14 protein-coding genes are annotated in these 18,649 nt (G+C 55.6%); 5 read left to right on the plus strand and 9 right to left on the minus strand.

Annotated features, from left to right (window positions below; all coding sequences use genetic code 11):
* Window positions 1–170: 170 nt before the first annotated feature.
* The 3 genes from OHL20_RS23270 to OHL20_RS23280 all read right to left on the minus strand — a co-directional run bounded on the left by OHL20_RS23270 (window position 171) and on the right by OHL20_RS23280 (window position 2,092).
* On the minus strand, window positions 171–797 hold the full coding sequence (locus tag OHL20_RS23270; protein ID WP_263385698.1) for a hypothetical protein: 627 nt from the start codon (window positions 795–797) through the stop codon (window positions 171–173).
* Between the two features lie 338 nt (window positions 798–1,135).
* Window positions 1,136–1,546, minus strand: coding sequence for an energy transducer TonB (locus tag OHL20_RS23275; protein WP_263385699.1), 411 nt, complete (start codon window positions 1,544–1,546; stop codon window positions 1,136–1,138).
* A gap of 381 nt (window positions 1,547–1,927) precedes the next feature.
* Window positions 1,928–2,092, minus strand: coding sequence for a hypothetical protein (locus tag OHL20_RS23280; protein WP_263385700.1), 165 nt, complete (start codon window positions 2,090–2,092; stop codon window positions 1,928–1,930).
* A gap of 511 nt (window positions 2,093–2,603) precedes the next feature.
* Between OHL20_RS23280 and OHL20_RS23285 the strand changes: the two genes are divergently transcribed.
* Window positions 2,604–3,107, plus strand: a complete 504-nt coding sequence (locus OHL20_RS23285; protein ID WP_263385701.1) for a hypothetical protein — start codon at window positions 2,604–2,606, stop codon at window positions 3,105–3,107.
* Here the strand turns inward: OHL20_RS23285 and OHL20_RS23290 are convergent.
* Window positions 3,104–5,359, minus strand: a complete 2,256-nt coding sequence (locus OHL20_RS23290; RefSeq protein ID WP_263385702.1) for an AsmA family protein — start codon at window positions 5,357–5,359, stop codon at window positions 3,104–3,106. The two genes, OHL20_RS23285 and OHL20_RS23290, sit on opposite strands and share 4 nt — an antisense overlap.
* A 2,558-nt stretch (window positions 5,360–7,917) precedes the next feature.
* On the opposite strand from OHL20_RS23290, the gene OHL20_RS23295 reads away from it, so the two are divergent.
* From OHL20_RS23295 to OHL20_RS23305, 3 genes are all read left to right on the plus strand, one after another.
* A complete protein-coding gene (locus OHL20_RS23295; RefSeq protein WP_263385703.1) occupies window positions 7,918–8,166 on the plus strand; it encodes a hypothetical protein in 249 nt (82 codons plus the stop codon).
* A 27-nt stretch (window positions 8,167–8,193) separates the two neighbouring features.
* Entirely contained in the window at window positions 8,194–8,916 is a 723-nt protein-coding gene (locus OHL20_RS23300; RefSeq protein WP_263385704.1) for a M61 metallopeptidase family protein, read from the plus strand.
* A 540-nt stretch (window positions 8,917–9,456) separates the two neighbouring features.
* Window positions 9,457–11,337 carry a M61 family metallopeptidase gene (locus OHL20_RS23305; RefSeq protein ID WP_263385705.1) on the plus strand — a complete coding sequence of 627 codons (1,881 nt, stop codon included), beginning with the start codon at window positions 9,457–9,459 and terminating at the stop codon, window positions 11,335–11,337.
* A 587-nt stretch (window positions 11,338–11,924) separates the two neighbouring features.
* On the opposite strand, the gene OHL20_RS23310 is transcribed toward OHL20_RS23305, so the two are convergent.
* The 5 genes from OHL20_RS23310 to OHL20_RS23330 all read right to left on the minus strand — a co-directional run bounded on the left by OHL20_RS23310 (window position 11,925) and on the right by OHL20_RS23330 (window position 17,526).
* Window positions 11,925–13,307, minus strand: coding sequence for an amidohydrolase family protein (locus tag OHL20_RS23310; protein WP_263385706.1), 1,383 nt, complete (start codon window positions 13,305–13,307; stop codon window positions 11,925–11,927).
* Window positions 13,308–13,472: 165 nt separating this feature from the next.
* Window positions 13,473–14,045, minus strand: a complete 573-nt coding sequence (locus OHL20_RS23315; protein WP_263385707.1) for a hypothetical protein — start codon at window positions 14,043–14,045, stop codon at window positions 13,473–13,475.
* A gap of 470 nt (window positions 14,046–14,515) precedes the next feature.
* Window positions 14,516–16,069 (minus strand): UvrD-helicase domain-containing protein, encoded by a 1,554-nt coding sequence (locus OHL20_RS23320; protein ID WP_263385708.1) that lies wholly within the window; start codon window positions 16,067–16,069, stop codon window positions 14,516–14,518.
* Entirely contained in the window at window positions 16,066–16,485 is a 420-nt protein-coding gene (locus tag OHL20_RS23325; protein WP_263385709.1) for a hypothetical protein, read from the minus strand. The genes OHL20_RS23320 and OHL20_RS23325 overlap by 4 nt, the downstream gene beginning before the upstream one ends.
* A 438-nt stretch (window positions 16,486–16,923) precedes the next feature.
* The gene (locus tag OHL20_RS23330) at window positions 16,924–17,526 is read right to left on the minus strand and encodes a hypothetical protein (protein WP_263385710.1); all 603 of its coding nucleotides are present in this window, start codon (window positions 17,524–17,526) and stop codon (window positions 16,924–16,926) included.
* Between the two features lie 467 nt (window positions 17,527–17,993).
* Here OHL20_RS23330 and OHL20_RS23335 point away from each other — a divergent pair, with 467 nt between their 5' ends.
* Window positions 17,994–18,617 (plus strand): alpha/beta hydrolase, encoded by a 624-nt coding sequence (locus OHL20_RS23335; RefSeq protein WP_263385711.1) that lies wholly within the window; start codon window positions 17,994–17,996, stop codon window positions 18,615–18,617.
* Window positions 18,618–18,649 lie beyond the last annotated feature (32 nt).

An 18,649-nucleotide genomic window follows, 5' to 3' on the forward strand; every position in this document is an offset into this window, starting at 1 on the left:
GCGCTACGAGCATCATAATCCCGTCCTGATCTTGCACGAATTTTGGCATTTCAACTGCAATGAGACGCCTGCACATTTGCACTTGCAGCAACGTTGAGTTTCATATTGACGGAGCACTGACGTACTCGGCTGAAAGGGTCGTTTCAGTGAGTACAAGAAGCGCAAGAGCCTTATTTCTGCTCGATTAGCTTATAGTTCGGCGGGACCTGGAATAAGGCCGAGGCCGGCTCGGCCCGTTGCCACTCCGTAACGGTTATGGAGATCTTCTCACCACGTGGGTCGTCAGAGGTTTGAGCGAGAGGAATCCTTAGGTCAGGCGCGGTCCAGGTTTCTTCGACCACGCTGACCTCCTGGCCGTCTGACATCTTCGCGCTTAGCACGTTGAAACGGCGTTTGCCTTCGGTTTGTACCCCTGCGATAGTTTGCGGTGGCAAGGGATTCTCGGTGTCCGGCGAAGGTGGATGCTGAGCTCGATATGCTGCTGCCTTAGCTCGGAACTCTTCTGCTCGGGCTTGCTGATCCGGGCTAGGTAGAGGGATGTGAGTGATGATCGCCGATTTGACGAACGGCTGCAGATTGATGATCGTCTGGGCGACGGGGTCAGTGAGGCGGACTGAGATCGGTCGTCCAGAGGCATCGAGCAATTTGGAACGTTCCCGGCCTTCGGAATCACGCATGCGGCGCTCTTCATATTGGGTAGTGTGCCAGGTTCCATCGGTGAACTTCTTTGAGGTGGTGGTCTTCGCTGTAAGAGAGTATGGCTCGCCCGTAATGGCTCGCATCTTGAAAGAACCCATTGGAGGAGGAATCACCCCCTCTATGTGTAAAGCAGGTACCACAGGCGTTGGAGACGCGGGGACCTGTGCGGATAGCCGCATGACACCGGCCCCGAATAAGAGCGAAGCCCCAATCAGCGGTAAGAATAAAGTAGGGCGCAGGCGTGGAAGGTTCACGGCGACTCCAGGTATATCGGGTGACCTGAATTCTAGCAAGAGCACCTCAAGAATGACTTCACCAACCGACGCTGCACCACGGATCGGGTGATCGATCCACCATTTCACCCACGACAACTCCGGTTGTCGGTGGCAAACGCCGTTCGCAAACCAGCCTCGGTCTGTTCGACCTTATCGCAGAGTTAAGGAATGACTATCGGAACGCCGGAATTAACAGTGCCATGGTGTAGATCTTGGCGCTGAAAACGCGGTACTTGCTTATCACCTTCCTGCTGCAAGCGGTAATCGATTGCGATTGGACAAGTGCGCACACCGCTAAAAGAGTTCGCTCGCCATCCCCGGACAAATTCAAGAGCACTTTCAAGCAACATCTCAGGCCCGGCTACAACGGTCACCGAATTCGCCTCACCGCTCCGCGTAAAGTTGACGAGCAAAACCACTGTACCCTGCACATGTGCTGCCTTTGCAATCGATGGAAGGAACGGAGCAACGGATTCCCTCATAGAAGTAAGGCCACATGCAGGCTGCTGTGCTTCCGCACGCACGGCTATTAGGACAAGAGCAATCAGGGTAACGTTTTGAAGGCTGCGCATACGTGACTTTCCTTTAGTGAGAACTATAGACGCTCTAACTGTGGAGCTTCATGCCAGCTGTCCGGAACGCCTTAGTTTAGTACCTCATTCGCCGTCGAGGCTATAGGTTTGTGGGACGAGCGTATCTTTTGCTCGTTCCAAGTTCGCGCTCTTTGCGAACGTCAAATCCATAGCCTGCCTTTGGGGATGCCCGTGCTCTTCGGTGCCTATTTCACCTTTCCCTTGTGTGCTGGAGGTGGCGGCAGAGCGGCAAGATTGAGGGTAGGTGGACCAGGCCCTGGCAAGGCCGCTTCGAGACGCTTCTCGACGGCATCATGGATCGCTTGGACAGCATTGGCCTGGAGCGTCGCCTGGGTGCTCTGCAGCCGCGCCCGCTTGGCCTCAGCTTCTGGCAGCGGCGTCAGCCCGCTTCTGCAGCTCGAGCGCCGCATTCACGGCCCACTGCTGCAACTGCGCCACCTCCTCGATCTGCTCACTCAGAGCCTGCTGCCCAGCCTGTGCTGACTTGCCGAGACGGTCAGCATGATCGATCAGACCCACGATCATTATCTCGGGGACACCTCAAGAAAAAGAATTTTATGTGCGCTAGCGAGGAAGGCCCTTCATCACGTCGCGCAGAAGCACCTTTAGCCGGACATCGATTGTGGGACGAGTTCTGCAACATATTTCAGGGGCTGGAAAGCCCTTCCAAGCACCTTAGAAACGTCTGTCTCGAATGCCCTCGTTTTCGCGACAGACCTATGGCATTACGCTCTCGATGAAATCAAAACTTTTTTAGGTTTTAGCTCGGCTCACCACCAAACGTATATAAATTCCGTTTCTTGTGCTGACGCCATCTCGGCGCATCGCGATCGAGGGAAGGAACAACTATGCAGTCATCTGCTGCATAATTGTTTTACAAAGTTAGTTGAGTGACGCCTGTGTGCAGTGGAGGTTTCTCTTGCGAAGGTACAAGTGGATCACAGTAGCCCTTTCCGCATCCCTCGCGATCGCTCAGGACGTGAATCGACTAGCACCCATTCCGACCACCGGCGAGCCGTATACGTCGCGCCGCGTGGTGACCAGCTATCAGAAACTAGCTGACGGTACGGAAATCCAGCATGAATCAGAATCGTATTTAGCACGAGATTCGCAGGGAAGAACATTCCATAAGTGGAAGCTGCCTTCAGACCCTTTACAGCCGAACAAAGGCGAGCGCTTCGAAGTCATGATCTACGATCCGGATACCCGAGCTGAAGTGTCTTGGTGCACATGCGGAAAGACAGCGATCGTGAAGCTCTTCGGTGAGCCGAAGCCTGCCAGACAGGACAGAAAGTCAGCATTGGAGGGACTTGATGTCCACCTGGGTCCAACGCCTCAGGAGAGGCTGAAGTACCACAGTGAGGATCTCGCTCCACAGATCATCATGGGAGTGTTGACGCGCGGGTCAAAGGCTGTCAGAACGCTGCCCGCGGGAGCAGATGGGAACTCAAAAGAACTGAAGATTACCATTCAACTCGCCACATCTTCAGTGCAACAGATCTTAGACAAACTGCAAAGACTATCTGTCGATACCGCCTAGTGCTTTCCGAGCAGGCCGCCCAGCGCATTTCCGAGAGGATTGCCCCGCGCCGGGTTTTGCTTGCCGGCTGCGCCGCTGCCCTTGATCAATCCTTGGGCGGCGTTGGCTGCCGCTCCTGAGGCCAGTTTGGCGAGGTTGGGCGCGAAGGTGGGATTGCTGGTGGTGCCGCCGATCGCCACCGGGATGCCACTGCGCATGGCCACTCCGGCAATGTTGCCGAGACCCAACGCAGATGCACCGCCGCCAGCGCCACCCGGGACAAAGCCTGCGAGCGCGCCCGCGATCCCGGCAGCGCCGCCAGACTGGCCCGCAGCCGGCGTTGCGGCCGTCGAGGCCGCGCCTGGACCGACGCTGAGGCCAGTCAGCTTGAGCAGCACGTTATAGTTCAGCGCGCCCGGGGGGGAGACTGTGCCCGCGCCGGTGGCGGTGCCGACACCAGTCACGTCGAGCACGATGTTGTCAGTGCGGATGCCACCACCCTGCTCCTGGACGACCATGCTGAGCGAGCGGATGTTGGTTCCCGAGCCGGTGACGGCGGTGATGCGGCCGCCTGTCAGCGTTGAGAGCGTCTGCAGCTTCGCGCCCAGATTGAACCCAGCAAGCTGCGTACTGTCGAGCCGGACCGGGCCGCTGATGATCGGGCTGGCGCTTGTACCGGAGACGGTGAGCGTGGTGGTGACGGAGCCGCCCTGCAGCCGCGAACCCTCCGGCAGGCGAACGCCCAGCGCCGGCAAAAAGGCTTCGATCTCGTTGACGGGAATTGCGTTTCCATTCACCTTGAGATTGAGCGCGGTGCTTGGTCCGCTGGTCTGGAAGGTGCCCGTGAGATTGATGACGGCCGCGCCCACGTGGATAACCGCCTGCTGGATCTGCCCGGTCTTAGCCTCGGTGTTCTCGCCGATGTTGAACTCCACCCTTACGGGCTTGGCGGAGGGTTGGCCATCCTTCGCCAGCCGAATGTTAGTAATCTGTGTGTTTCCGGTCAGGTTGAGCGCCTGGCCGTTTGACTTGACGTGCGCATCGAGATCGGCGTTGCCGCTGATGCCGGCGTCGGGTGGAAGTATGCCGGCGGTCTCAAGCTCGAAGTGACTGAGCTTCACACGGGCGTCGAGCGGTGTGGCTTCGGCATTCTGCTGATTATAGGGGCCGGCGTTACCGCTCGCACTCAGGGCGCCCCCATTAGGGAGCTGCCCGCTCAAGGAGAAGGGCGAGACGCTCTTCGGCGTCAGATTGGTAATTTGCGCGTCGAGCTGCTGATAGACAGCAGGCACTCCTGTCTGGCCTGCCGTGGCAAGCGTGATGGAGCCATTCTTGACCTGCGCGTCATCGACGGAGAGGCTCTTCAGCATGCTGTCACCCTCCGACTCGGCAGCGGGCTTGGCGGCTTTGGACGCGTTGCTGCGGAGGATGGTCAGGCGCGGCGTATCGACGACGAGCTTGCTGACGTGAAGCTGCTGCCCGCTCCAGGTGGCGTCCAGCACCAGGGCGTTGATCAGGCCGGAGACGCCGTCCGAGGCATCGACAAAGCCGGCGGCGAGTGGATCGATATGCTTCAACTCCAGGTGGCCGGAGAAGGGCGTCTGGGATGCATCGGCTTGGTTGACCGGCCCAGCGTTGCCGTTCAACTCGATGCTGCCGTCCGATGGCAGATGAGCCGAGACGGTGAAGAGGAACGAAGCGTTAAAGGCGAAGTCGCGCACAGTCAGGTCCACCTGCTCGTAGGTGCGCGAAGGTGTGGTCGAGCTCAGCCCGGAGCCGACGGTGATCCGTCCATGGTTGACGTCGATCTTGCCAATTGTGAGATCAGGAAATGTCTGCTTGGTGTCCTCATCCTGGCGGCTCTTGCCGGCGGCTGAGCCGATGCTGGAGTAGTTCCAGGTGCCGTTTTTTGCGCGCAGCAGCTGGATCTGCGGCGTGTCGATCGCGAAGCTGCGGATCAGCACCTGCTTGTGCAGCAGCAAGGGAAAGACCTGCACGCCGATTTTGACGGTGTCAGCCCTGATAAAGGGCTGGGCGCTGAAGGCCAGATCGTCGGCGACGGTGACGCCGCTCGCGACCAGGCTACCCGACCAGAGCGCGAGGTCGAGCTTGGCGATCGTCAACTTACGGCCAAGCGACTTCGAGAGCGTGGTCTCGATGCGCGCCCGAAAACTGTCTGTATTTAGAAAAATCGGAATGGAAAAAACGGCGATGACCAAGAGCAGAAGGATTGCGCCAAAGGTGAGAACGAGAAACCGAGTGGTTCGTGCCATGATTGCCTCGCGATTACGTCCTAGGATGCCTGGCTGGAATTTGTCGTTGTGCTGGCTGCCCGTGCTGGCACTAGCGGAGGTTATACCCAGCTTGTCAGCTCTGAAACGTCGGCTTCAATCCCTGCAAACCGGAGTTGTTGTGGGCTGATTCGGGTGCGATTCAACCGACGTAGCTTCGAATTCTGAGTAGTAATGGGGTCGACAGCAGAAAGATCAACACACAAATGTGGAACGAATCCCTGGGCGTGTGGCTTCGGAAGAGCAGCGTAATTAGCAAGATTATTGAGACGGCCACTATGAGTAAGATAGGGAGTTCCCACCACCGCATCCGGCTATCCCACCGTCTCTTCGAAGTTAGATAATCAAGCGTCTCTTGAGGAATTCGTCCAGCGTGACGCAATCTATTTAGGTCGGTGTTTTTGGGCATATACTGGCCTCCGCTGCGCTTGATTCTAAACTCGGAGGGGTAGGAAGAGAGCGATACCGACGAGTGAGCGCTAGCGGCATAGGCCTGGAACTGCCTCTCCAATAGTCAGCGGAGGCTTGTACTCTCTGAAAATGTCCGTATCAGACGAGTACGCTGACTGGTGAGAATGCGACATAGCGGTACTGGGTACTGATTGCCGGATCCACCATCTCTCGGGAGCGACCTAGGAGTACTTCCGATAGCGGTACACTTGCTAGGTGCCGTCGAAAGGCGAGAAGGGGTGCAAGGGTGGGCACTGAGGTCACATTGGGAAACAATGGCATTTCTGGTGGTTTGCATGGCGAAGGAGAAGGCTATGCGAAGCTCCGAACATATCTAGCTGCCGTTTGTGCGGTCGCTGTGTTGTTCTACCCGTGGATGAACGTACTTCTGGCACACCATCACCCAGGTACCGGAAGGTCCAGCCGTGTCCTGGTAGAAGCACTGTCTGCGACAGTGATCTGGACTGGAGCAGTGATCACGTATGTCAACACATACCGGAGGCTCGGACGGTTGATCGCAAAGGGCGGCGAAACCGCAATCGAAGTAGATAGGGTACGAACCAGCCTTTCGTCGTTTGCCCTGGGAGTCGGTCTCCTGGCGATGCTCGTTTGGTGGAGCGGCGTCCTCTCTGCTCGGCTATGAGGGGCGGAGCCTCGCATCACCTTCTCGCTGCGCAGTAGCCGTCCAACTCATCGTTCAGCCCCTTAGCGGAAGGTGGCCCGGGGCACTGGCCCTTTCGGGGGAGTTGTTGGAGCTCGATACTTCCAACAATGCGATTTCACGGTACAAAGGGGAAGCTAGAATCTCTTGGAGGAACAACGCCATGCAACCTACGAAGCTTTATGCCTGGGCTGGTGTGCTCCTGGCCTTTCCGCTGGTAACGGCTTGCATAGCTTTGTCGCGGTGGCAGTTGGATTCCACTGCAGGGCTCACGGCGAGAACAGAAGGTCAGCGTACAGGATTGCGGCTTCTCGTATTGCAAGCTTTCGTACCACCTCTCCAAATGCTTTCTCTTCTTCGCAGTGTCACGACCGTCCCGAGCCAGCTGGCTAGTGAGTGCGTCATCTTTCTCCCGGTAGCCACTTTGCTACTTGGGAGTGCGTCTCTCTATTTCCTGATTCGTAACAGCCGATTTTTAGCGCGGATTTTGCTACCGCTCCTGAACCTGCTCGTTTTCACCTATTCCGCAGCTCTTTTCATCGCAGCAGGCGCAACAGCGTAACGAGATCGATGTACTGCGCACTGCTGCAAGCAAGCGACAAGTGTTGCGAAACGTCATTAGTGGGAATACGAAAGAAGGCAACACCATTCCTAGACTTCTGCCGTCACATGTTCACGATGATTAATCTGAGAGCTCCGCTACGTTGCACTATTCAATTTGTATTCTGCCTTCTTGTGTTTAATTATGGAAACGCTTCGGCAGAACCTCCAACAGCAGTCAGACTGCGTTATTACTTCAACTCGCAGCTTAATAATGAGCAGCTATTTCTTCATGTTCCCCTCGATATGAAGGGTATGGCTTCGAAGCGTTCGGTATTGGTCTTGCCTTCGACATGGGGCGATGTCAATGGGCTTGGTAACGGGATTCAGCATCTGAGAGCAGGATCCGCGAACACCGCAATTACCAACACTTTTGACCCTTTGAGAAAGCTCTTGGAAGTTTCTGATTCCACTACTGCAAGCATCTCTTACGACGTCCTCAAGGATTGGGATGGTCCCTTACGGGAGAATGTACGACATCTCGTGCACCTTGAGCCGACCTGGACCGAGATCAACACAGGCAACGCTCTGATACATCCCGCTCTTGAGCCATCTGATGCTGCAGATTGTTCTTTGGAGTGGTCCATACCAGATGGCTGGTCGCTAGCAACCAGCTTCGGCGTCAGGGACAGGCAGCAGCATTTCCGAGGAGTCTGGGCTCGCGTCCAGAATGCTGTGTTCGTTGCAGGAGACTTCAGAATCCACGAATAAAAGACGGGCCGGGAACGACTTGTCTTGGCAATTCGAGGCACTTAGCGTGTCTCGGATGATGAAGCTGAAACGAAACTTAAAGAGATTTTCGCAATCGAGCGGGCCTTTTGGAAGGACGATGACTTCCCCCTACTATCTTGTGACGGTCGTTCCGTTTGATTCTAGCCAGAAAGGTGTGAGCGGCGGCGGCGGGTTCACAGATGCCTTCAGCATCCATACTGCGCCAGAAGAAGACTTCACCGTAGGTCTGTTGTCACTCTTCACACATGAGCTTCTCCATGCTTGGAACCCCTACAAGATTGGCCAAATGCCAAATACTCCTGAAGAAATCTACTGGTTCACAGAAGGATTCACCACGTACTACTAGAGTCTTCTGCTGTGGCGTGGAGGCCTCATGACGACTCAGCAGTACCTCGACGCTGTGAACCACAGTCTTCGGAACTACTATTTGTCGCCATCGAAGAACATCACTACCAAGGAACTCATTCAACTAGCTCAAAGCGGTCATGAGAAAGACCAGATTTACTATGACAGAGGTGCAGCGATAGCCTTGTGGCTCGACTGGAGTATTCGTCGGAAGACCCATTCACAGAAAACCCTTGGTGACGTCATGCGCGAGCTTGTACTTGAGGCTCGCACGCAGGGACATCCGTTCCCGGAGCTGACCTCAGATCACGTCTTCGCTGTCATCGGCAAGTACATCAGTGTGGACGAGCAGGCCCAAATGAGGGCGACTGTTGATGGGATTATTAACGTGAAATTTCCCTCGGGTACACTGCAGCCGTGTGCCGTGGAACAACTTGTTGACCTACCGAGATTTGATATCGGCATGAGCCGCGACCAACTGCAGAAGAAACGATTAGTCACTAACCTAAAGGTGGGAAGTGAAGCTCAAAAGGCCGGCATTCTAGAGGGCGATAAAGTGATAAAGCTGTCAGTGTATTGGGATGACGTAACTAAACCCGTTGACCTTACGGTCGAACGTGGAGGTGAGAAATTGCTGTTCAAGTTTCGTCCCGCTGGAACGAGCCTCGGATTTGTGCCGCAGTTTACCATCAGGGCAACAAAGATTCGCAGTCATGTCCGCCACCACTCAGCACTCCTCAATGAACATTGAGCTTGACGGATACGTGCGCGTTAGCACGCGATCAGAACAAGCATCGGCAGCTTGAAGGAATAGAACTGGACTAGACCTTCCTGGACAAAGCCTCTGGCAAAGACTTGAGACGTCCGCAGCTCACCGCCATGTTGGACTTTGTAAGGGAAGGGGGTTCGGATGCGCGCAGGGTCAAGGGTGAGGGCTATGCGCGAAGGCAACACTATCGCTCGGGAACAAACGCGTCGTCAAGTTGATTGGTGAAGCGGCAACTAGGCAAGTCAGAGCCGGTCCGGTGGATTGATGATGCAAAGACTGGAATCGACACATGGCCGTCAACTCGCCTTACGCTGAATGATTTACCAGTTTATCCGTTTAGCAGTTTATCGATGTATTTAGTTCTTTCATGCAGCGTATGGTGGAGAGGACAGTCGATAGGATTGCCCATCATCGTCCTGATACCGAACGTTGGAGCATATACGTACATAACGAAACGGGTTTCGGCATGCGTAGATCTGTAGTCATTTGGAGTACCTAAATACGGCAGGCCGGAGAGTTCGCGTGAGAAGTGCTGTGCTTTTGAGCGCAAGTGTTCTAGCCATCATCGCCTTGGGAACGATTGCCGGGGGTTCTTTAGCAGCCCAGACACCCACTGATTACACGCTTTCCTTTCCAGATGCAGTGCATCACGTCATGCAAGTGGATGCTACGTTTTATGACGTTCCACCTGGCCCTTTCTATGTTCAGATGAGCCGCTCTTCGCCCGGGCGCTACGCGGCTTTTGAGTTCGTTGCCGATCTCTTCAAAGAGACGTTTACAGATGACTTGGGCAAAACTCTGATTGCGACACGGCCTAATGTTAGGTCGTGGGTAATTGCAAACCATGGTCGCACCATCCACGCCAGTTACTCTGTATTTGGTGACCAGGGAGATGGGACGTTTTTGGCTGTGGACGTGACGCATGCACGCATCAATATTCCAGCGACTTTCTTGTGGGCGCGGGGGTTTGATAGTCGCGGTGTGCAAGTGAACTTTGTGCTCCCTGCAGGGTCGAAGTGGAAGGTAGCCACACAACTCTATACGACCCAAAGGGCGCTATCTTTCACTGCCCCGAACTTGCAGTACCTGATGGACAGCCCCATTGAACTTAGTGATTTCTCTGAACGAACGTTCAGTATTCCTGCCTTGCAGAGGGGAGGAAAGACTGAGACGTTCAGGGTCGTTGCGCATCACCAAGGAACGAATGCGGATCTTGACGGGTATGTCGCGAATCTGCAGAAGATCATTCGGGAGGAGCAGGCCATCTTTGGGGAGTTTCCAGAGTATGAGCCCGGCTCTTACACGTTCCTTCTGGATTACCTCCCTTGGTCAAGCGGTGACGGAATGGAGCATCGTAACAGCACCATGATCAGCTCGAGCGGAACACAGCTCTCTCAGAAGTGGGCTGTCTATTCGGCATCCCACGAGTTCTTTCACAGCTGGAATACGGAGCGTATTCGGCCAGCATCATTGGAGCCATTTAGTTTCGAAGATGTTGATATGTCGGGTGAGATGTGGCTTGCTGAAGGCTTCACAAATTACTATGCACGTTTGGTGGAACTCCGTACCGGATTGCTCGGCCTCGACAGAGGTTTGGCTCAGATCGGTGGTCAGATCGCTTCGGTAACCCTTAGTCCGGGAACCCGCTATCGCTCCGCTGTTCAGATGAGTCGGCTAGCTCCAGTCACTGACCTTGCTACGCTTGGAGAGCCTACAGATTGGAACAACACTTTTGTCTCCTACTACACTATGGGCGACGTGATCGCTTTGGGTCTTGATCTAACCCTGCGTGCGCGATCAGACTCGCGGGTCACTCTCGACGACTTTATGCGCGCCATGTGGCGTCACTATGGAAAGCCTGGCGGCTCGTCGCCTGGCCTAGTCGCAAAGCCTTACACTATGGCCGATGTGCGCACTTGCCTAGCTGAAGTGAGCGGGGATAAGGCCTTTGCAGATGATTTTGTGAGCAGGTACATCGAAGGCACAGAGCAAATTGATTTCACGGGTCTCTTACTGCATGCTGGGCTCGTTTACGAAAGCAAGAGCAAGGACGGAACACTTGGTTTCCTTCAGCTAGAGAAGAAGGGTGAGACTCTGCGGGTTGTTGGCCCCACCATTGTTGGCTCTCCTGCTTATCGGGCAGGCTTGGATCTAGACGATGAACTCGAGACCGTAGATGGAAAGACTCTGGCGAGTCCAGATGACGTGGAGAAAGCGTTGTCATCGCACAAGGCGGGTGACACAGTAGAACTCGTCTATAAACGCCGTGGACAGGAGATCAAGGCTACAGCAGAGCTGGCTCTTCCTCTACTACTCGATATCGTCCCAATTGAATCAAACGGGGGATCGCTCTCTAAAGAGCAACGGTCATTCCGTGACGCCTGGTTGCAAAGCAAGCGCTAGGAAAACTTTGTGGTAGTAGGGGAATTGATTCCTTTGCGGATTGGTAGGAGTCAGTGTCTGATAACAATTTCACTAAACATAATCCCTATTATCGAACATAAGTGGTTTGTTATGAAAGATATACGAACTTACCCAAGGGCTGTATATCAGTCGATGAAGATGTCGAAGTCCGCGTCCTGCAAGCGCTCGAATGCGATGTGCCTTTCTTGGCGAACACAACGAATTTGAACGCGCTGGCAGGCTGCTGGGCGGTCACAGTGAACTGCTTGAGAGTGGGTTCAGAGACACCCAGAGATCGAAGACACGCCACCATCTCTTCTGGCCCTGAGAAGGTCCGCTCGTCGCTTCCAAAAGCACCGGCGCTTCCGAGAATCGGTTCTCCCGCCACACGAAGCACGTATTCAGTCTGATTTTCGTAAGAGGAAACGATCCGGCGCACAGCCAATCTGCAAAGCATGCACACAGGCTAGCATCGATCCATCCTCAAGGGATTCCCGCCCCGTGCGAAGGTAAGACTTCGAGGTAAGGCACCCCTGACAGCCGGAGTTGTCGTGGGTGATTGCGCACATAGAAAGTCATTTGCAAGGTCAATGTTTCGCCTCCAACTTTGCAGCTTCCAACAGACCTAAGATCGCAGCATGATCGAAGTATTGGCCATGCATCCAGACGGCCTCAATCTGAGTCGTGTTGTGAATGTCAGTAAGCGGATCGGCACGGAGCAGGACCAGATCGGCGCTTTTGCCAGCTTCGATGCTTCCCGACTCGGACGTCCGATGCAGAAAGCGAGCAGGGTTGATCGTTGCGGTTTGCAGGGCGGCGAGCGGTGAGAGGCCTGAATCGACCATGAGAGCTAGCTCATCATGAAGGCTGAAACCCGGTAAGCAGTAGGGATTCATTGCATCCGTCCCAGCCATGAGCGGAACGCCAGCCCGATACATGCCGCCCACAATCCTTTCCTCCACCCCGAAGATTCCCCGTGCCATTTGGTAGTCCGAGTTGTTCCAGCGTCTGATCTGCGGCTGTGTTCTTTCTTCCCAGCGATCCCTTGATTTACGTCCGACATAGACCAGCCGGGGATCGGAAGTCATCTTCGAATCGTCCAGCCTCCCCCATATACGACGCACCGTTAGTGTCGGCACTTGCCAGGTGTCGTTCTGACGAAACTCGGCAAAAAGTGTCTGACACTTTGCCTGGTCGAAGCTGCGGTAGCCCTCAGCCTCAATCCTAAGCCGATCAAGGAAGAATCGTGCATGTTCGATGGCGGCGTTCAACGTGTCCTGCTTGCTTGAACACGCCAAAGCGATTCCTGTAAGGTGCTCGATCGAGCGCTGACCGGCAGCTGAGGCCTCCTGTGCTGTCACGGCCTCCGGAACATGGCCTTCAAAGTCGATGTGCTGCAGCTTTGCCTCATCCGCCAAGGCGAAGTACGCATTGCGTGGAACGCCGTCATATACCTTGATGAAATCGGCACCGCCAGCTTTGATCTCATCGACTGTGCGTCGCGCATCCACAGGATTCCTGACAACGATCGAGCCAGGCCACATAGGAGAGCTGCCGTCGACGATGGCGCTTGCCAGATAAATGGAGGGCGAGGGCTTTTTCTCGGAGAGCTCAGCTCGTAACGCTGCCGTATTCCGCTCCCCGGCCATTATGCGAACGCCTGTTACGCCGTTCGCAATGTAAAGGGGTAGTTCGCCCGTTTCATGGACGTGGACATGCATGTCCCATAAGCCGGGAATGAGAAAGCCTCCGTGGGCATCGACCGCACCCGCCAATTCACCATCTGTAGGCTCTGTCGAGGCGACTGAGAGAATTCGGCCGCCTTGAATCCTGACTGTCTGGTTCTTCAGTTCTTCCCCCGTCATAATGTTCACAATAGTGACGTGTTGAATCAGGGTCACCGGCGGGGAAGATTCCTGGGCAAGGATTACACAAGCCGAGAAAGCCAGCGTGAGAAGCAGTGGTTTCACCTGTCCTCCGTAAGGCACTTATGCGGCAGACCTCAAGAACGGTTCACATCCCGCTACGGATTCATCCCCCGCAGCCGTCCGTTTCAGAGGAGTACACCGCTTCCGCCCCTTGGTTTATGAACCCAAAGGCTGTTATTTCGCTCCTCAAAGCGATCACTCCGCTTATTACTGTGGGGGAGCTGTGGATTGAGGAGATGAGGGGCTACTACTCGGAGAAGCTGCGTCCGTCGGTTTCGCGACTGCGGGTGCAGTTTGAGTTGGCGTGTTCTTGCCATGTACCGGATCGTAGTCGTGCTTGGCCATCCATTGCTGAAACACGTCAACTGGCTCGCTGTTCAAGTTGCCGTTGCGGGAGACGTAAACGAAATCCTTCACCATCACCTTCAGCCTGCAGGTGTCGTAACCGTTCTTTCCGAACTGCGGCTGGAGAATGACGAGTTCTTGCCCAGGCTTCTTCCACTTTGCCGGAAAGGTCTCATAGCCGGATGAGGTCTGCAGCTTTGTATCGCACTCAAACTGGAAATCGACACCCTTCGGCTCGCTGCCCTCAAACAGATTCGCCCGGCCCTCGCCCTTAGCCTCTTCAGCCTGTCGGTTGTGGTAGAAGGTCGTCTCATTGCGACGATAGATGTGAATGCGTAAAGGATAGTCTGCAGGATTGTGGCTCTCCGCACGCATCCTAGGCGCGAACAACCCAAGCGAGGCAAACATCAGGACAAGAGGAAGAACACGGGGCATCAGAGTCTCCTGTGACGAGAATCGAACACAGACAGTATACCCAGAACATTCCACGCGCAAATGCCTCCAGGTGAGCCGTCAAGCTCTTTTCACGCATGATGAAGAAACGATCCGGCGCACAGCCAATCTGCAAAGCATGCATGCGGGCTAACATCGATCCATTGTCAAGGAAATCCGTTAGTTCGCACCCACACCTGCCAGGGATTGCGCGAGGAACGTTCCTGCCTGTACAGCGAAATCAGCAGTTGCTTTTTTACTGATTGCAGCGGGAATGAATGTCATACCTGGTCCTTCGACAAATCGTGGCCCAACAAACGTAAGTGAACTGATGCATCAGCGATCAAAGCACGTCCTCGCTTAGTACTGGCTCAGAACCCGCCGCTCAATAGTGAAACTCAGTTTGAGGGAGGTGCGTGATCGATCGACATTTCTCATTCAAGCTACGAGGACAATGGGGTAGCTTGTGTTCTCTAGCGTGACAAAGCGTCCTGGGGATCGACCTGGATCCTTGGCATCGAGGATTGTCCAAGCACCTTGTCTGTCGTCCTTCGCAGGTCGAAGCGCTCCATGACGGCCGAGGGTAGATGAACCGCCCGTCTGGCACGGGTCATTGCGACATATAGCAGGCGCGCTTCTGCCTCGAAGGATTCCTGCTGGTCCTTGCGAAGAAAGCTCGAGGTTCTCAGTGTCGCTCGAAGGAAGCCGGCTGCAAAGTCCGGATCAACGCGAACATGGTCCCATTCCCGGCCTTTCGCCTTGTGAGCCGTTGAACAAGCCACCGTTGCTGTGCTCTCCTCCGGTTCGCAACGGGCAAGGGCCTGGAGCATAGTGCGTTCGCCATACTCCTGCACGAGCGTGACCAGGCTGCGCAGCGCCTCACCCTCCGGCTTGCCACTAAACGCCATGACATCCCTCCAGGAACTGAAACCGAACAGTTCCGGCGATTGCGCGGCACTTCCCTCCCGTATCCGTTCCACGTCGTTGAGGACGCGTGTCAGTTCCCGCGTTCCGCCCAGGACATGACACCTGACGCCACGCCTAAGACACTCGAGTACGCTGCCGATCACGCCGGCATTCGTCCGGGCAAGGATGACATCCGGTCGAACCCGCGCAAGATCGGACGCACGCCCCGGCTGGCCCCGAAGGGGAGCGACTGCACCGAGACGCCGGATCACCGTTGTCGCCGCCTCTGCGATCGCCGGACCGAAGCGAAACGATTGGGACAAAAGCACGCGGTGGGATGAAGCCACCTGCTCCATCGCATTGATCGCACCGCGCCACTCATAGATCTGCTGGTAGGGATCACCAACATAGATGACCGGGCAGCCGATCTGTTTAAGCACACCCATCAGCACCGGGTTCAGATCCTGTGCTTCATCGACCATGACGTAGTCCATCTTCGCCTGCGGCTGTGACAGAGCCCAGAGCTTCAAGTAGCCATCATGGCCTAACGGAAGCACGCTGCCTTTCTGCTGCATGGTGTTCCAGATCACCTGGACATGCCGGATAACCTGTTGCGCAAGGTGCTGCCGTGCATGATCCGACAAGGCTCCGAGGCTGCCATGATGCGGGACATGATCTGTATGCGGTGCAGGCTGCTCACTGTGCAGGAAACGCTTTAGGGTATTGAGCAGCACGGCGCAGTATGCCTGGCTTGAAAGAGTCAATCCTGCCTGAACCGGGATGGACGCCGGCATCGGGAAGTTGGCAAGAAGAAGCTGCGTTGTGAGATTGCCGGTCAGCTTCCACTCCGGATACCCAAGCTGTCGCCGCACCCCGCGGAAGGCAATGGAGTGAGCGGTGGCGCAGTGCACCTGTCGCGGAAAGCGCGATCGTGCCTGGTCGGCGATGCTGCGGTTGAAGGCCAGGTACAAGCCTCGTTGCGTCGTGCTGCCGGCCAGCAGTTCAAGCGTAGTCGTCTTCCCTGCCCCGGCATAAGCGTCGATCCGCAGACCCTGCTGTCGAAGAAAGAGGTCTCGGGCAAGCTCCTGCTCAGGCAGCGGCTGGAACGAAGAAGCGTTCAAAACATGCTCTGCTGATGGAGAAGACTGGCAAGCCGGCTGCGCTTGATGGCTTCCTTTGCGCGTTGCGTTCGTATCTTGTCGCGATGTTGCTCCAGCAGAGGACGAAGATCCTCAGGTGGCGATTCGAGGATGGGCAGGGCAAGTTCAAAGAAGAACCGGGTCAGATCCGTCTGGTTCAATTCCCAGCCCTCACGAACTCGTGTCACCCGGGCGTAATCCGCGTACGGAATCTTGACGGTCATTGCCTGATGCGGCTGCTTTCGTCGACGCTTTCCTACGGTCCGGTTGACGACGTCCCGGACGAACTGATGCTGGGCTTCGGATGGCGTCGAGGAAAGCTCAAACGCTTCGTGCTCAGAATTCTCCGTCTTCTTTGATGCATGGAAAACATCAGGAGCCTGACTTCGCTTCATCATGAATGAACGTCCTGGTTCCTACTTTAATCCTTTGCTCAAAGCGAAACAAGAGCGAAGCCATGACTCGCTTGCAATTCCTCTCGCCGGACACAATCCACCTCGTCTGTACATACGCGGTGGATTGTGTCTCAGGTTCTGCCTCAATCGGAGCAACATCATCACGATCCATTCCAAACTCCCTGCCACACTCAATCCGCCACTTAACGATGTTTCCTACGCCGGGCAGGGTGCCCTTGAACGAGCCGTTGTAATCAAACCTTGCGGATGTTGGTGCCGGATGCGAGCAGCAGGTCGAGATAGTTTCGAACTGCGGAACTTCGAACGTCTACCCCTGATAACTCCGGGTTGCGTGGGGCTTGATTGCCGAAAACACCGTTTTCTGTGAAATAAGTGTCAAGTGATCGGTCTGTGACAGAATCAGCTCCACAGATTTCAGATTCAGTGCTTCTGCGTGAAAATCGGGAGCGTCGTACGCGCATCGTTGAAGCCATGCGTCGGGGAGTAGATCAGCGACCAGCGGCTTCTCCCCAGAGTCACGGTATACACCCGGCTCGCGGCATCGAATAGCTCCCACGTCCCGGTCTCTCCGGTATTGGTCTTGATGGTGCCGTCCGCCAGGAACTTCGCAATGCCGTGAACATCCGGCTCCTCATTGACGGCATATACCCCCACCACGGACGGAGCCGCACCTTCGACGGCCGAAAAGGAGACCGACCCGGTGGCTTCAAACGTATAATCCGCCGCCACCCGAACCAGGCCGCCGGGCGGCGGAGTAATGGCCACCGTTAGCTTAGTCGGTTTCGCCGCGCTCCCCGTCCAGGTCGTTCCTCCGGGAAAGTCCACAGGCTTATCTAGCGTCGTGCCGGGTATCGTGCCACGAAAGCCCACGAAGAAGAATGGCTTTCCACCTGAGAAACTCAGGCCTTCATGAGCCTTGCCGTAGTGGAAGGTGACCTTGAATCTGCCCGGACCGACCATCGCCATCCAATACTGGTTGGCGCCAAAGTTGTCGATCGTCCCCGTGTTGCTCCCCTCGTGCATGGGAGTTGGCTCTTCCTTGTTCAAAGACTGAGCCAGGGCGGTCGTCGAAAACAGCAGTGAAGCGGCAAGGAATGATTTAAGGAACAGAAGACACCTCAAGGTACGTCGTCTTTATTCTAGCCAGAATACCCAGCCTGGAGCACTGCCTGCGAAGTCATGGTTTCCGACCGTCCGAGCGGTCGAAGTTAGTCATAACACAGTTTCTTGGGAGCCGTCGCACCGCAGAGATCGCCGCCAAGGAACTGAGTGTTACGATTGCCCTGCAAGCCGCAGCTACAGGTGCTGGTGTAAAACAAAGTCCAGTGGTCATAATCGCTGCGCAAAATGCGATATTCACGCTTGCGGTTACAGTCATCAGTCGCTGCCTCATCCTTCGTGATCGATGCTTAGGCAGATTGCGAATCCAAAATGCTACTGATTCACAAACTATTTCTGAAGTGCACCTTCTGCCAAGTGGCGGGAGCATCTTGCACGCGAGGTTTGTCACACCAGCCGAAAGCCCGGCAAAAGCGGGTGTGCTCATCTGCCACGGTATCGGTGAGACGGTTGCGCACTGGGAAGCAGCCCAGACGTTGCTCGCTTGTAATGGCGTAGCCTCCCTTGTGTTCAACTACTCCGGCTACGGCAAGAGCACTGGATGGTTTACCCCTCAGCAGTGCGAAGTAGACACATTGGTCGCGTTCGACACTCTGCGCCAGCTAGCGCCTGCGACTCCGCTTTCCATCCTGGGCTACTCCTTACGAAGCGGGATAGCGGTCGCTGTTGCGCCTCGACTAAAGCCAAGCAAGCTGATCATCTGCGCAGGGTTCAGCTCTCTGCGCAAAGCCGCTGCTAGCCTTGGTGTACCTGGACCTTGTACTCGTCTATTGCCTCCCATCTGGTCCAACGTCGATGCGCTCAAAACTTCCACGCTACCCGTTCTAATTCTGCACGGAGACGCGGATGACATGTTTCCGCCCGAGATGGCTCGCCAGCTTGGCAGCAGTTGCGGCTCAAACTGCGAAGTCATTGTGGTCGCAGGCCTTTCTCACAATGGCCCGATGTACCGCCCTGACATCGCTTACTGGTCCCTGGTGACTTCTAGACTGTGAAGGAGCGTGCTGGCACGTTCCGGAAAAGTCGG

Origin of the sequence: Granulicella arctica (assembly GCF_025685605.1) — a bacterium.
Taxonomy (GTDB): Bacteria; Acidobacteriota; Terriglobia; order Terriglobales; family Acidobacteriaceae; genus Edaphobacter; species Edaphobacter arcticus.

Coding starts and splice junctions, on each gene's coding strand:
- OHL20_RS23270 (WP_263385698.1), bottom strand. CDS start 797: ATGGGTTCTTTCAAGATGCGAGCCATTACGGGCGAGCCATACTCTCTT.
- OHL20_RS23295 (WP_263385703.1), top strand. CDS start 7,918: ATGACTTCCCCCTACTATCTTGTGACGGTCGTTCCGTTTGATTCTAGC.
- OHL20_RS23280 (WP_263385700.1), bottom strand. CDS start 2,092: ATGATCGTGGGTCTGATCGATCATGCTGACCGTCTCGGCAAGTCAGCA.
- OHL20_RS23290 (WP_263385702.1), bottom strand. CDS start 5,359: ATGGCACGAACCACTCGGTTTCTCGTTCTCACCTTTGGCGCAATCCTT.
- OHL20_RS23325 (WP_263385709.1), bottom strand. CDS start 16,485: ATGATGAAGCGAAGTCAGGCTCCTGATGTTTTCCATGCATCAAAGAAG.
- OHL20_RS23330 (WP_263385710.1), bottom strand. CDS start 17,526: ATGCACGAGGGGAGCAACACGGGGACGATCGACAACTTTGGCGCCAAC.
- OHL20_RS23275 (WP_263385699.1), bottom strand. CDS start 1,546: ATGCGCAGCCTTCAAAACGTTACCCTGATTGCTCTTGTCCTAATAGCC.
- OHL20_RS23315 (WP_263385707.1), bottom strand. CDS start 14,045: ATGCCCCGTGTTCTTCCTCTTGTCCTGATGTTTGCCTCGCTTGGGTTG.
- OHL20_RS23300 (WP_263385704.1), top strand. CDS start 8,194: ATGACGACTCAGCAGTACCTCGACGCTGTGAACCACAGTCTTCGGAAC.